This window comes from Ottowia thiooxydans (assembly GCF_040548795.1).
GTDB classification, from domain to species: Bacteria; Pseudomonadota; Gammaproteobacteria; order Burkholderiales; family Burkholderiaceae_C; genus Ottowia; species Ottowia thiooxydans_A.
This window is the reverse complement of sequence record NZ_JBEPSH010000002.1, coordinates 444,252-457,824: the sequence shown is the minus strand read 5'-3', so window position 1 is coordinate 457,824 and position 13,573 is coordinate 444,252. Positions and strand designations below refer to the sequence as shown.

General features: G+C 58.5%; 11 protein-coding genes and 2 pseudogenes. 9 read left to right on the top strand and 4 right to left on the bottom strand.

The genetic code is table 11. The annotated features are described in order from the left end of the window. Nucleotides 1-101: 101 nt before the first annotated feature. Together ABIE13_RS05720 and ABIE13_RS05715 are read right to left on the bottom strand one after the other, a co-directional pair. On the bottom strand, nucleotides 102-2,129 hold the full coding sequence (locus ABIE13_RS05720) for a sensor histidine kinase (protein WP_354441922.1): 2,028 nt from the start codon (nucleotides 2,127-2,129) through the stop codon (nucleotides 102-104). Then, nucleotides 2,116-2,808, bottom strand: a complete 693-nt coding sequence (locus tag ABIE13_RS05715) for a response regulator transcription factor (RefSeq protein WP_354441920.1) — start codon at nucleotides 2,806-2,808, stop codon at nucleotides 2,116-2,118. Before ABIE13_RS05715 ends, ABIE13_RS05720 begins: the two co-directional genes overlap by 14 nt. A gap of 196 nt (nucleotides 2,809-3,004) precedes the next feature. Here ABIE13_RS05715 and ABIE13_RS05710 point away from each other — a divergent pair. After that, nucleotides 3,005-3,889: pseudogene (locus ABIE13_RS05710) on the top strand (right-handed parallel beta-helix repeat-containing protein); the annotation flags it as partial. 89 nt (nucleotides 3,890-3,978) lie between these two features. Here ABIE13_RS05710 and ABIE13_RS05705 read toward each other — a convergent pair. Together ABIE13_RS05705 and ABIE13_RS05700 are read right to left on the bottom strand one after the other, a co-directional pair. Beyond that, nucleotides 3,979-4,821 carry a response regulator transcription factor gene (locus tag ABIE13_RS05705; protein ID WP_354441918.1) on the bottom strand — a complete coding sequence of 281 codons (843 nt, stop codon included), beginning with the start codon at nucleotides 4,819-4,821 and terminating at the stop codon, nucleotides 3,979-3,981. Nucleotides 4,822-5,061: 240 nt separating this feature from the next. Beyond that, nucleotides 5,062-5,979: a LysR substrate-binding domain-containing protein gene (locus tag ABIE13_RS05700; RefSeq protein ID WP_354441916.1), complete on the bottom strand. Its 918-nt coding sequence runs from the start codon at nucleotides 5,977-5,979 to the stop codon at nucleotides 5,062-5,064. A 178-nt stretch (nucleotides 5,980-6,157) separates the two neighbouring features. Between ABIE13_RS05700 and ABIE13_RS05695 the strand changes: the two genes are divergently transcribed. The 8 genes and pseudogenes from ABIE13_RS05695 (at nucleotide 6,158) to ABIE13_RS05660 (ending at nucleotide 13,566) form a co-directional block, all read left to right on the top strand. Next, nucleotides 6,158-7,186 carry an amidohydrolase family protein gene (locus ABIE13_RS05695; RefSeq protein WP_354441914.1) on the top strand — a complete coding sequence of 343 codons (1,029 nt, stop codon included), beginning with the start codon at nucleotides 6,158-6,160 and terminating at the stop codon, nucleotides 7,184-7,186. A gap of 2 nt (nucleotides 7,187-7,188) precedes the next feature. Then, nucleotides 7,189-7,872: a 4-carboxy-4-hydroxy-2-oxoadipate aldolase/oxaloacetate decarboxylase gene (gene ligK / locus ABIE13_RS05690; protein WP_354441912.1), complete on the top strand. Its 684-nt coding sequence runs from the start codon at nucleotides 7,189-7,191 to the stop codon at nucleotides 7,870-7,872. 37 nt (nucleotides 7,873-7,909) lie between these two features. Next, nucleotides 7,910-8,908, top strand: coding sequence for a Bug family tripartite tricarboxylate transporter substrate binding protein (locus tag ABIE13_RS05685; protein ID WP_354441910.1), 999 nt, complete (start codon nucleotides 7,910-7,912; stop codon nucleotides 8,906-8,908). Nucleotides 8,909-8,921: 13 nt separating this feature from the next. Next, nucleotides 8,922-9,866, top strand: a complete 945-nt coding sequence (locus ABIE13_RS05680; RefSeq protein WP_354441908.1) for an amidohydrolase family protein — start codon at nucleotides 8,922-8,924, stop codon at nucleotides 9,864-9,866. A gap of 13 nt (nucleotides 9,867-9,879) precedes the next feature. Next, nucleotides 9,880-10,248 (top strand): annotated as a pseudogene (gene ligA, locus ABIE13_RS05675) (protocatechuate 4,5-dioxygenase subunit alpha); the annotation flags it as partial. An 84-nt stretch (nucleotides 10,249-10,332) separates the two neighbouring features. Beyond that, entirely contained in the window at nucleotides 10,333-11,238 is a 906-nt protein-coding gene (locus ABIE13_RS05670; RefSeq protein ID WP_354442356.1) for a class III extradiol dioxygenase subunit beta, read from the top strand. Beyond that, nucleotides 11,239-12,204 (top strand): Gfo/Idh/MocA family oxidoreductase, encoded by a 966-nt coding sequence (locus ABIE13_RS05665; protein ID WP_354441907.1) that lies wholly within the window; start codon nucleotides 11,239-11,241, stop codon nucleotides 12,202-12,204. It begins immediately after the preceding gene. 354 nt (nucleotides 12,205-12,558) lie between these two features. Beyond that, on the top strand, nucleotides 12,559-13,566 hold the full coding sequence (locus ABIE13_RS05660; RefSeq protein ID WP_354441905.1) for an aldo/keto reductase: 1,008 nt from the start codon (nucleotides 12,559-12,561) through the stop codon (nucleotides 13,564-13,566). The last annotated feature ends 7 nt before the right edge of the window (nucleotides 13,567-13,573 follow it).

The window sequence follows — 13,573 nt, the reverse complement described above, 5'->3', positions numbered from 1 at the left end:
ATTATCCCTCTCGGTGTTTTTAGATCATGAACAGATTGTTGGGCATGCCAAGCTGAGTGCGCCCCGAGCAAGGAGCGGCAAGGTTTTTAATAGAAACGTGATCAAGATTTATCTGAAACGGCGTGATCCTGATGGCGTTCCAAGGGCAACCAAAGCGTGAACTCTGTGCCTTTGGTGGACTTCGCATGCCATTGCACATGGGCTCCCAGTGCTTCTGCACGGGCCTGAATATTGCCAATTCCCTTACGGCCTGGTTGACGCTCACCGGGCGGTGGCGGAGTGTAGGGGGTACCGTCATCTTCTATGCATACCTGGACACCCGGCACGCCTTGCCAATCTGCTTGCCCAGTGCGTACGGTGATCTCTCGCGCACTGCTATGTTTGACGATATTGGTCAGTACTTCTTGCAAGATACGCAGCACGTGCAGCGCGTTTTGAGCTTCCAGCCAGGGCAGTGGCGGCAGGTCCTGCACGGCCCAATGCAATTTCAAGCCAGCACTCTCCAGGCGCTGCCCCAGGCGAAAACGTAAATTGGCCAGAAGAGCCAGCAGGTCGGCGTCGACTGGTTCCAGCGAATCAATGGAAACCTTCAAATCGTCGATGCATTCGCGGAGGACTTGGGCTACGTCCAAGTGGGCTGTCGATGGGTTCTCCACCATGCGCAGCGCGCTCATCAGCGATGAGCCCACGCCATCATGCATATCGCGCATGACACGCTGCCGCTCGTTCAGCAGGGTCTGGGAACGCTCGGCTTCTCGCAGCCTCTCGTGTGTGATGGCCAAGATGCGTTCTTGTTCGGCCAACCGTTCAGTCAGTGTGGCGCTGGCGCGTGCGGCCACGTGCAACGCACTGGTGTAGCGGTTGAGCGCGATCACGAGAAACAGAGTGATGATGCCCAGATAGATGTACGAGGAGAGATAGATGTTCTCGATGTATTGGTAGTTTTGCAAGACCAGATCGTGCAAACCCATAGGAAACGAGATCAGCATCCACCCCGCGAGCAAGAAGCTGCCTGGCGTGCGTCGACGCCAGGCGCCGGCCACTGCGACGTACATCACCAGCAGGAAGGTCGGTATCAAGCTGAACCGCAGCAAGGGCAGCATGGTGGTCAAGGCGGGGCCCCAGACAGGAATCGCGGCCAGAGTGACTGCCAGGGAGTAAATGAGCAAGGCTTTGGCCTGGCGGGGGCGTTGACGCTGCTCGAAAATGCAAAACACGTAGAAAAAGCAAAGCAAAGAGCCCTGTGATCCTGCCAGCGTCAACCAGGCAAACCAGTCGTCAGGTAGACCAAAGCCGCGTTCATCCACCAGGAAGTGAAGTGAAGAAAACACCTGGCAAATGGAAATCAGAAAAAACAGCAAGTAGGCTGACGCCTCTCTCTTGCGGATGAGCCATACCGCGAGCGAAAACAGACCCAACACAAGGTAGGCTCCGCGCAGCATGGAAATGAGGTCTACCTGCAATACGTTGCGCACACGCCAGGAATTGCCGAGCACCTCGTCAGGACCTACCCACACCGAAGACAGGGCTCCACCGACGCCTTCCACCATCGCGGCACGGACGTACAAAACGGCCGGTTCTCCGGGGCGCGTGGCGCCTCCCAGGTCAAGCCAGATCGGACGATTGAAGCTGTTCCATACCCGGCTGCCTCTTGATTGCCAAAGCAGTTGGCCATTGACGTACAGTGCCTTCGTGCCCACGCTCTGCCAGCGCGGGATGTAGAGCCTTGGGCCTTGGGGGGTCTCTGCCAGTGCCGACGCCGGCAGTGCCATGCGGTACCAAAGCACCTGGGGCGGCTCACTCTCAGGGTTGGCTGCGCCAGCGATCACTCGCGGCTTGGCATCAGGAAGGGCGACTGTTTTCCAGGACGTACCGGAAGCCAGTACTGAATCATCGCTTTCAGCCAGGGTGTGTGGAGGTTCCCACTGGGTGCTTGGAGAAGACCAAACCTCAGCGTGTGTCAGATGCGCGGCGGGCGGCAGATTCCCTGGCGAAGGCGAACAACCCGCTAGCAACATGAGCGACGCGATCAGGCAGAGCAGTAGACCTATCCCGCTGAGGCTGTTGCGCCATTCTGCAAGGGGCTGCCCGTAGGCAGGGATAGTCCTCGGAACTTCAGGCAGGCCCATCTAGAAGCCCTTGCCGAACGCCCGCATGTACCGCCTGCGCTCGCGTTTTCACCTGCAGCTTCGCGTACATGCGCCTTATGAAAGAGCGTACCGTGTGGCGCGACACACCCAGCGCATGCGCCACTTCGTCAAGCGTATGGCCCCGGGCTACCAGGCGCAGCACTTCGGTTTCACGTGCTGACAGCAAAGAGTCTGACTCTTGCACTGTTCCCGCTGGGACACGCTTTTCCACGAGCAGCTTGCGCGCCACCATCGGGCTGATCGGGCTGCCTCCTGCATACAAGTGGCGCACCTCTTCCACTACACCTTGGGCCGGCACATCCTTGAGCAGGTATCCCAAAGCACCTGCCTCAATGGCACGAAGTACGTTGGATTCGTCGCCAAAAATGGTGCTCACCATGGACGCGACGTTCGGCCAACGTACCCGTGCCGCCGCGATGACATCCAAACCACTGCCGTCGGGCAGGCCCAGGTCTACCAGGAGGACGTCAGGGGGTGTGGCGTCCCGGGTGCTCACTGCTGCAAGTCCTTCAGTCCTGGTGGCGACAGCCCACACCAGATGCATATCTTCTGCATCATTCAAGGCGGTCACCAGGGAGGTGCGGCACGCAAGGTCATCTTCCACCACTGCGACACGGATAGGGTTAGTGGGCTTGGGCGAGGAAGATGTTGGGAGCATGGCCCATATCTTGACTCAAACAGGCCGTTCATTACAACGTCTTTTGATGTGGCTGCCAGAACTGCTTCATCGCTTGCGCCCTTGATGTCATCAGAATTGAGGACATACAAAGGCGGCTTCTTCGTCTAGCATGGTGCGGTGAACTTTTGCGTTCCGTTCCCCCAAAAGCACACTGCCTGGCTTGCCGCCAATACCCATGTCCATGCTTCGTTCAATTTCATCCAGCCGATTGGTCCCTTGCCTGGCGCTTGCAGGGTTGATGTCCGCGAGCCATGCTGCCACCATTACCGTCAATACGACGGGAGACACCTTGGGCCAGGCCGGCCAATGCAGTTTGCGTGATGCGTTCTACAGCGCTTTGTACGACGACAACGGCGGCAATCCAGATTGTGTGTCGGGGAGCGGTGCAGATACCATCGTGTTCGACACTGTGGCTTTCCCTGCAGACAGTCTCACCGTCATCACACTTGACCCCAGTTGGGGCGCGATGGAAATGAATGGTCCTGACCCCATATGGAGTCCGCTGGACCCAGCCATCGTGTTGGCTATTGACGGGGGTAGGCGCGTGGCCCTGGATGGTGGCAACGGTACGCAGTTTTTCCGAATCGCGGGCAAAGCCGAACTCACGTTGAAGGGTATGACCTTGCAAAACGGCGTAAGCCTTTCCAGTTCCGGCTATGGCGATGGAGGGGCCCTGTACGTGGATTCATCTGCCGCGCTAACCCTGGAGGACATGACGATTTCAAACAACCGGGCCAGTATTTTTGGTGGCGGACTCTATGCCCGCAGCAGTACCGTCATCATCAGAGACAGCGTGTTTACAGGCAACAGTGCAAGCCAAGGGGGAGCTGTGCATAGTCCAGGTGGTGGTTCTTTGACCATTGAGCGCACCCACTTTGAAGGCAACTCGGCGGATGCGCTCGGCGGTGCCATTCGCAGTGGGGGCCCCATCCAGATCAGCGACAGCACGATCACCGCAAATCAATTGCGTTTCCCCGGAACTGGCGCGGGAGTTTCATTTACGCTGACGGGCATCACACCGCGAAACATCTCCAACAGCAGCATTACCGATAATTCGCCGGGCAATAACTGTGGGGGAGAGCCCTTCACGGGGTCCGGCAACGAGTATTGGCCAGAAAGCGACACCAGCTGTCCTGCGGGCACGGGGACTTACGTCAATCCGGTGCCGCCAGCTCCCGCGGCTCCTGTCGCAGTGCCTGTCGATGCGCCATGGGCACTGGGGGTGTTGTCAGCGCTTCTCGGTTTATTCGGATGGTCAAGCGCAAGCAGAAAACCCCGCTGATGTGCCACGTGGATGGCTTCGGCCCGCGAGTTCACCTGTAGCTTCCTGTAGATTCGGCGTACAAAGGTCAGTACGGTCGTGCTCGTGACTCCCAGTGCGCGTGCCGCTTCATCTGTGGTGTGGCCCTGACCTATGAGCCGAAGGACCTCGCGCTCGCGAGGAGAAAGCGCCATGCTGGCGGCTGCGTCCGGCGGGGGGAAGGGGGTGGATGATGCGGTGGCAGTGGCAGTGGCAGTGGCAGAAGCTGAAGACGCTGCAAGCATCAAGATCTTGCGTGCGATTTTTGGGCTGATCGGGCTTCCGTCAGCATGCAGGTGACGTATTTCTTCGATCACCTTATGTGCTGGCAGGTCTTTGAGCAGATACCCCAGCGCACCTGCTTCCATGGCCTTGAAGACGCTGGTCTCATCCGCAAAGATAGTGCAGACCATAGGCGCAGATTCTGGCCAGCGAGTACGCGTGGTCACAATAAGGTCAAGGCCACTGCCATCGGGCAAACCCAAATCCACAAGGACGACGTCTAGCGGGACGGCATCTGGCGCTGTCAACTCCTGATAAGCCTGAGCATGGCTACTGGCTGCCCATACCAACCGCATATCAGCCGCTTCGCTCAACGCCGATACCAGAGCGGCGCGGCACTCGTCGTCGTCTTCGACGATGGCTATGTATATAGGGGCATCTGAAGCCGGCTGAGGCGGGAGAAGCGACATGGCTCCATCATGCGTTAAAAATAGATGGCGCAAAAGGCGCAGGTGAATTTCGGCGGAAAGCCCTGGCCCGAAAGGTGAGGTTCTGGCAACCTGCACTCGGCGTTGCCTACGCCGGTCGCGCAAAGCCCCAGCGGCGCCACCGCCGGCAGGCGATACACCGGTCCTGCTGCTGCGAGCTTCAGCGGAGGAGGTTCATGCTGATCGGATCGGAACCCACGGTAAGTACATCACCACACGGAATTAATGGGGTGCATCAAGCCTCTCCAGCGCGCTGGCCTGGACCAAAGCCAGAGCAGCTTGCTGAGTGCGCGTGGCTGGGCGCAAGGCGCTGACGGCAGTGAACAACTCTATGCGCAGGGCAGGCGCGCCGCGTGTCTCGATTCTTCGGACGCTGAAGGCCTCAGGTCGCGGAGCGCTTGCCACCGCGTTGCGCGACAAAATGGCGCAGCCTGCACCTCCCGCTACCAGGTCCAGGATGGCCGGCACGCCATCTATCTCCAGCTCCACTCTTGGTGTGCACCCCGCGGCAGCCAGCACCGCATCGACATGCATGCGGATAGCGTTGGGATGGCTGGGAATGATGAGGGGCAGGGCGGAGATTTCGCGAAGTGTGGCCGGTTTCGCAACACCGGGCGGCTGGCTGGAGGCCGCTTGGACCAGCAGCAACTCCTCCACCGCCAACGGCGCAATGTCCAGGCCGGCGCGCGCCTGGGCGTTGTAGAGCACGGCAATATCCAGGCGTCCGCTCAGCAGCGCTTCCTGCATGCTGGTGGACAGGCCCTCCGTGATCGCCAGCCGTGCTTCTGGCAGCTCCGCACGAAACGCCTTCGTCAACGGAACGGCCAAGGCGCGTGCCACGCTGGGCGGCAGTCCCAGCGCCACTCGTCCAGCCAGGCTGCCGCGCATACGAGCCAGTTCGTCGCGTGTGCGCTCTACCTGGTGCAAGATCCCGCGGGCATGCTCCAGCAGCAAGGTTCCAGCCTCCGTGGGCGCTGCGCCGCGGCCATTGCGCGTGAGCAGGGGTTGACGCAGCTCCACTTCCAGCAACCGTACTTGGCGGCTGAGCGCGGGCTGCGCAACGCCAATCGCGGTGGCGGCCCGTGTAAAGCTGCCAAGTTCCGCCACGCGGACAAAGTATTCCAGTTGTTTGAGGTCCATGGGAGGGGTTAAGCGGCGTATGAAAGTGCTGATGACGGCATGACTAACGCTGAGTTATATCAAAGTTTTATAACTGATAGTGCCTCCGAAGGCTGGCGTCCCGATCGTCCAGGCGCCAAAATGGCCGGCTAGCAATCGCCAGTCATTCGGCGGGTTTGCCCATAAAAGAGGAGAGTTCATGATCATTGATTGCCACGGCCACTACACCACGGCCCCCAAGGCGCTGGAAGATTGGCGCAACCAACAGATTGCAGGGATTAAAGACCCTGCCGCCAAGCCCAGAGTGGCCGATTTGAAGATCAGCGATGACGAGTTACGCGAGTCCATTGAGACCAACCAGCTCCGCCTGATGAAAGAGCGCGGCAGCGATCTCACCATCTTCAGCCCGCGCGCCAGTTTCATGGCCCACCATATTGGCGACTTTGAGGTGAGCAGCACCTGGGCTGCGATCTGCAATGAACTGTGCTTCCGGGTGAGCGAGCTGTTCCCTGATGCCTTCATTGGCGCAGCCATGCTGCCGCAGTCGCCAGGTGTGGACCCCGCGACCTGCATTCCTGAGCTGGAAAAGTGCGTCAAGGAATATGGCTTCGTCGGTATCAACCTGAACCCGGATCCTTCCGGTGGCCACTGGACCAGCCCACCGCTGACCGATCGCCATTGGTATCCCATCTACGAAAAGATGGTGGAGTGGGATATTCCTGCCATGGTCCATGTGAGCACCAGCTGCAATGCCTGTTTTCACACCACAGGGGCCCATTATCTGAATGCAGACACCACGGCATTCATGCAGTGCCTGCAAGGTGATCTTTTCAAGGATTTCCCCACGCTGAAGTTTGTGATTCCCCATGGCGGCGGCGCGGTGCCCTATCACTGGGGCCGCTTCCGCGGCTTGGCACAGGAAATGAAAAAGCCCTTGCTGCAGGACCACTTGCTCAAGAACATCTTCTTTGATACCTGCGTTTACCACCAGCCAGGCATTGATCTGCTGACCAAGGTGATCCCGGTAGAAAACATTCTGTTTGCCAGCGAGATGATCGGCGCCGTGCGGGGCATCGATCCAGAGACCGGCAACTACTACGACGATACCAAGCGCTATATAGAAGCCTCCACCATCATTGTCGGAGACGACAGGCACAAAGTGTATGAGGCCAACGCGCGCCGTGTTTATCCGCGGCTGGACGCGGCTCTCAAGAAGAAGGGGAAGTAAGCATGTACGAACTCGGAGTGGTCTACAGAAACATCAAACGGGCTGATCGCACGGCGACCGACGGGCTGGCCAAATTGGGCAGCGCCACCGTGCACGAAGCCATGGGCCGCGTAGGTTTGCTCAAGCCTTATATGCGTCCTATCTATCCGGGCAGCCAGATCAGTGGTACGGCCGTGACCGTGCTGCTGCAACCCGGTGATAACTGGATGATGCATGTGGCTGCAGAGCAGATCCAGCCCGGCGATGTCGTCGTCGCTGCCGTGACCGCTGAATGCACCGATGGTTATTTCGGCGATCTGCTGGCCACAAGCTTCCAAGCGCGTGGTGCGCGGGCATTGATCATTGATGCCGGTGTGCGAGATGTGAAGACGCTCCAGGAAATGAACTTCCCCGTTTGGAGCAAGGCGATTTCCAGCAAAGGCACTATCAAGGCGACTTTGGGCTCCGTCAACATTCCCATTGTGTGCGCCGGCATGCTGGTCACTCCAGGCGATGTGATAGTGGCTGATGATGACGGCGTGGTCTGCGTGCCCAGCGCCATGGCCGCCAAGACGCTGGAGGCTGCCGCAGCGCGTGAAGCCAACGAAGGCGCCAAGCGCCAGAAGCTGGCCAGTGGCGTGCTGGGCCTTGACATGTACCAAATGCGTGAGCCGCTGCAAAAAGCAGGCCTTCGCTATGTGGACTGATTTTTCCATTCTCAGACAACAACCAGGAGACAAAACCATGCGTCAATCTTCCATTGCCCGCCGCACCTTGTTGGGCGCCTGTGCCGCTGCAGCTTTTTCTGTCGCTCTGCCGGCGACCGCCCAGAATGCGGCACAGTTCCCGAACAAACCGGTGCGCATCATCAACCCCTTTCCGGTAGGTGGTGGTCCAGATGGCCTTTCACGTCTTGTGGCTGAGAAACTCTCTCGCATGTGGGGTCAACCGGTGACGGTGGAAAACCGCCCAGGTGGTAACGGCTTCATTGCCATCGATGCCTGGAAGCGCGGTGCCAAAGACGGCACCGACCTGCTGCTTCTCGACAACGTTCACCTGACGGCTTACCCCTACCTGTTCAAGAAACTTCCGTACGACGCTGCGAAAGACTTTGACACGCTGCTGCCCTTGTTCCGCACGCACTTTTTCTTCACCGTTCCGGTCAACAGCCCGTACAAAACGGTGGGAGACCTGATCGCGGATGCCAAGGCCAATCCCGGCAAATTGAACTATGGCTCATGGTCCATAGGCAATCCTGTTCACCTGGGCTCGGAGCTCTTCAAGAGCATGACGGGCACGCAAATGGAACACGTGATCTTCAAGGAAACGTCGCAGCTCTATACCTCGGTATCTACGGGTGACATCCAGTTTGCGCTGGGTAGCGCCGCCACGGCTGGGCCGCTGTACCGCGCTGGCAAGCTGCGCCTGCTGGCCTATGCTGGCCCCAAGCGTTCCACCGATTACCCAGATGTGCCGACTGTGGCTGAATCGGGTGGCCCCAAGGATTTTGCTGTGATGGGCTGGAACGCCATTGCGGTTCCTCCGGGCCTTCCTGCAGGCGTGGCTGACAAGATTCGCGCCGACATTTTGCAAGCGCTCAGTGGCCAGGATGTGGCAGATAGATTCAAGACTTTTGGTTATGAACCCTTCCCGGTCACGCGCGCTCAGTTCAATGAGTTCGTCAAGGAAGACTCCAGAAATATTGGGCAAGTGATTCGCAAGGCGAACATTTCCATTGATTGATCAATACGGCGATATGAGTAAACCCACCTCAGGCCCCTTCGAAAAAACACCCGGCTGGCTCGACTGGTATGAAGGGCCTTCCAAGCCTGCATTTCAGGTACCGCCGGGCAGCGTAGATGCACACTGCCACGTCTTTGGGCCAGGCGGAACCTTCCCCTACGCCCCCGAGCGCAAGTACACGCCTTGCGATGCCAGCCGCGAACAGTTGTTTGCGTTGCGAGATCACCTGGGCTTTGCGCGCAATGTCGTCGTGCAGGCAACCTGCCACGGCGCTGACAACCGCGCCATGGTAGATGCCTTGCAAGCGGCTGGCGGACGTGCACGTGGGGTGGCCACGGTCAAACGAGGCGTGACCGATGAAGAGCTTCAAAACCTTCATGCGGCCGGCGTACGAGGCGTGCGCTTCAACTTCGTCAAGCGCCTGGTGGATTTCACTCCACGAGATGAGTTGATGGAAATTGCCAGCCGCATCCACAAGCTGGGCTGGCACGTCGTCATCTACTTTGAAGCCGTGGATCTGCCTGAGCTCTGGGACTTTTTCACAGCCTTGCCCACCACCGTGGTGGTGGACCACATGGGCCGGCCCGATGTGACCCAGCCCCTTGATGGCCCTGAATTTGAGCTGTTCGTGAAGTTCATGCGCGAGCACCCCAATGTGTGGAGCAAGGTCAGCTGCCCGGAACGCCTTTCCGTGAGCGGTCCACAGGCATTGAATGGTGAGCAAAACGCTTATCGCGATGTGGTGCCTTTCGCGCGGAAAATTGTTGAAACCTTCCCGGACCGTGTGTTGTGGGGCACCGATTGGCCGCACCCCAACCTGAAAGGCCATATGCCTGACGATGGCCTGCTGGTTGATTTCATCCCGCATATTGCGCCCACTGCCGAGTTGCAAAGGAAGCTGTTGGTAGACAACCCCATGCGGCTGTATTGGCCGGAAGAATCGGCCGGTAAAGCCTGAACGGAGAGCATGCATGTCGCTTGACAAGCCTTACCTGGATGTACCAGGGACGACCATTTTCGATGCAGACCAGAGCCGCAAAGGCTATTGGCTCAATCAGTTTTGCATGTCGCTGATGGAAGCGGACAACCGTGCCCGTTTCAAGGCCGATGAAGATGCATATCTTGCCGAATGGCCTATGACCGACGAGCAGCGCGCGGCGGTGCGCGCGCGTGATCTCAACTGGGCCATGCGCACCGGTGGCAATATTTACTTCCTTGCCAAGCTGGGCGCTACAGACGGGCTGAGCTTTCAGCAGATGGCTGGAAGCATGACGGGCATGACCGAGCAAAAGTACCGCGACATGATGATCGGCGGTGGCCGCTCTGTCGAGGGCAACCGCGTGGTGGGTGAGGGCGGTGACGCACAGGGACCCGCGTCCCACTCGGACGCGTGGAAAGCCTGGGAAGAGCAAGCCCAACAGCAATTGGCGGCGGCAGTCGAAGCTCAAGACGCAGCCAAAGGTCAAAAGACTGGGCAGGCCCGCATTACGGCATCGGTGTACACCTCGCACGTCCCTGCCATTGGCGCTGCCATTGACCATGGCAAGACGGAGGAACCCTATTGGCAGCCGCTCTTCAAGGGTTATGAGTTCAGCAAGCAATGGATGAAAGACAACCTGCCGGATGTCATTTTCCTGGTCTACAACGACCACGCCACCAACTTCGACCTTGGCGTGATCCCCACGTTTGCCATTGGCACAGCGCAAGAGTTTGAACCTGCTGACGAAGGTTATGGTCCGCGTCCGGTGCCGGTGGTCAAGGGCTATCCTGAACTGGCCTCTCACATTGCACAGTCGGTTATTCAGCAGGATTTTGATCTCACCATCGTCAACAGGCTGAAGGTGGACCACGGCCTTACCGTACCACTGAACCTCTTGTTTGGCTCGCCCGCCGAGTGGCCATGCAAAGTGATTCCTCTGCATGTCAACGTCGTGCAGTATCCCGTGCCTTCAGGTGCACGCTGCTTTGCACTCGGCCAGGCGATTCGACGCGCCATCGAGAGCTTTGACACGCCGCTGAACGTGCAGATCTGGGGTACGGGTGGCATGAGCCATCAACTGCAGGGGCCACGCGCAGGCTTGATCAATGCCGAATGGGATAACCGTTTCCTGGATCGGCTCATTGCTGATCCGGCCGATCTCTCCACCATGCCGCACATCGACTATGTGCGTGAAGCGGGCAGCGAAGGCATTGAACTGGTCATGTGGTTCATTGCCCGTGGTGCCATGGCTGATGTCAACGGCGGGCCCGCACCCAAAGTGGCGCACCGCTTTTTCCACGTCCCGGCCTCCAACACGGCGGTCGGGCACCTCATTCTGGAGAATCAATAAATGAGCAAGACGATCAAGGTGGCTCTGGCAGGTGCGGGGGCTTTTGGTATCAAACACCTGGATGGCATCAAGAATATCGACGGCGTTGAAGTCGTCTCCTTGGTCGGGCGCCGCAGGGACCAAACCGAGGAAGTGGCTGACAAGTACGGCATCAAGCACGTTGCCACCGACCTGGCTGAAAGTCTTGCACTGCCTGAAGTGGATGCCGTGATTCTCTGCACGCCTACCCAGATGCATGCGGATCAGACCCTGCAATGCCTGCAAGCCGGTAAACACGTGCAGGTAGAGATTCCTCTTTGTGACAGCCTTGAAGACGGCATGCGCGTACTCGATGCGCAGAAGAAATCAGGCCTGGTGGCCATGTGCGGCCATACGCGCCGCTTCAACCCCAGCCACCAGTATGTGAACAAGAAGATCAAGGCAGGTGAGTTCAACATACAGCAGATGGATGTTCAGACTTATTTCTTCCGGCGGACCAACATGAACGCGCTGGGTCAGCCACGCAGCTGGACAGACCACCTGCTCTGGCACCATGCCGCGCACACGGTGGACTTATTTGCCTATCAAGCGGGTTCCCCCATCGTGAAAGCAAACGCGGTGCAAGGCCCTGTCCATCCGGATCTGGGCATTGCCATGGACATGAGCATCCAGCTCAAGGCTGCCAATGGCGCCATTTGCACGCTCTCGCTCAGCTTCAACAACGACGGCCCCCTGGGTACGTTCTTCCGCTACATTGGCGATACAGCCACCTACATTGCCCGCTACGACGATCTTGTGAAGTCCAGCAGCAAAGGCGGTGAAGAAACCGTCGATGTCAGCAAGGTGGACGTGAGCATGAATGGCATCGAACTGCAAGACCGGGAGTTCTTTGCCGCCATCCGCGAAGGCCGCGAGCCCAATTCCAGCATTGCTCAAGTGATGCCCTGCTATGAAGTTCTGCACAATCTGGAGCAGCAGCTGAAATAGGACTTCTTCGACGGCCTGGGTTCACGTACCTCCTGCGGCGGCCTTGCGCCGCTGCAATGCCCCTGCCAGCCATGGTCTGAACCACTTGTGTTTAATCTATTGATGATTTCATAAATCAAGACAGATACCCGTTCGCGCTGAGGTTCTATGGTTTTGGTCAAATAGAAATTGGCGTTTGAACTACCTAAAACCGTTCGGGCTGAGCCTGTCGAAGCCTCGCGCAACGCTTCGACAGGCTCAGCGCGAACGGTGGTAGATTGTTTGTCGTGAGTTTCGGAAACGTCAATAGAGAACCCCAAACGGGGGTCTTTCAAGCGGTGAATCCCCCCCAACTGAATTAGGAGCACAAGAGCAATGCATCAACGCCAACTGGGTCCCTTTGCTGTCAACGCCATCGGCCTGGGCTGCATGAATATCTGCCATGCCTATGGAAACCCTGTTTCCAAAGAGCAGGCAGAGCGATTTTTGCGCACTGCACTCGATGTGGGGGTCACCCATTTCGACACGGCGGCACTCTATGGCTTTGGTGTCAGCGAGACATTGGTAGGCCAGGTGCTGGGCCCCTATCGTCAGAAGTTCACCTTGGCCAGCAAATGCGGAATGACCGTCGAAGAGGACGGCCATCGCGTCAAACAGGGTCGCGTAATCGATGGCCGTCCCGAGACGCTGCGCGCGACTTGTGAAGGTTCGCTCAAGCGCCTGAAGACCGATGTCATTGATCTCTACTACCTGCATCGCTGGGACAAGAGCGTTCCGATTGAGGAAAGCGTAGGGGCGTTGGGCGATTTGGTGCGCGAGGGCAAGATACGCACCATAGGCTTGTCGGAGGTGTCAGCCACCACCTTGCGCAAAGCTCACAAAGAGCACCCCATCACCGCCGTGCAGACTGAATATTCTCTCTGGACTCGCAACCCGGAGATCGCGGTATTGGCTGCCTGCCGCGAACTGGGCGTGAGCTTTGTCGCATTCAGTCCTGTGGCGCGCGGATTCCTGTGCGACGCTGTGCCTGATGTCGCCGCACTCCCCGAGAAGGACATCCGCCGGGCCATGCCGCGATTCTCGGCTGAAAACTATCCCAAGAATCAGGCCTTGCTGGCGCCCTACAGAAAAATCGCCCAGGAGGTCGGATGCACCCCCGCCCAATTGGCGCTGGCCTGGCTTTTGCACCAGGGCCAGGACATTCTTCCTATTCCAGGTACTGCCAATGAAGCGCACTTGGTAGAGAACATGGCGGCTGCGGACATTGTGCTGTCCAAAGAGGTCCTGGATCGCTTGAACAATTTGATCAACCAGCGCACGGTCTCTGGAAACCGCTACAGCGAGCAGAGCGCCAGGGAAGTCGATACAGAGCCGCTTGCCTGAACGGTTG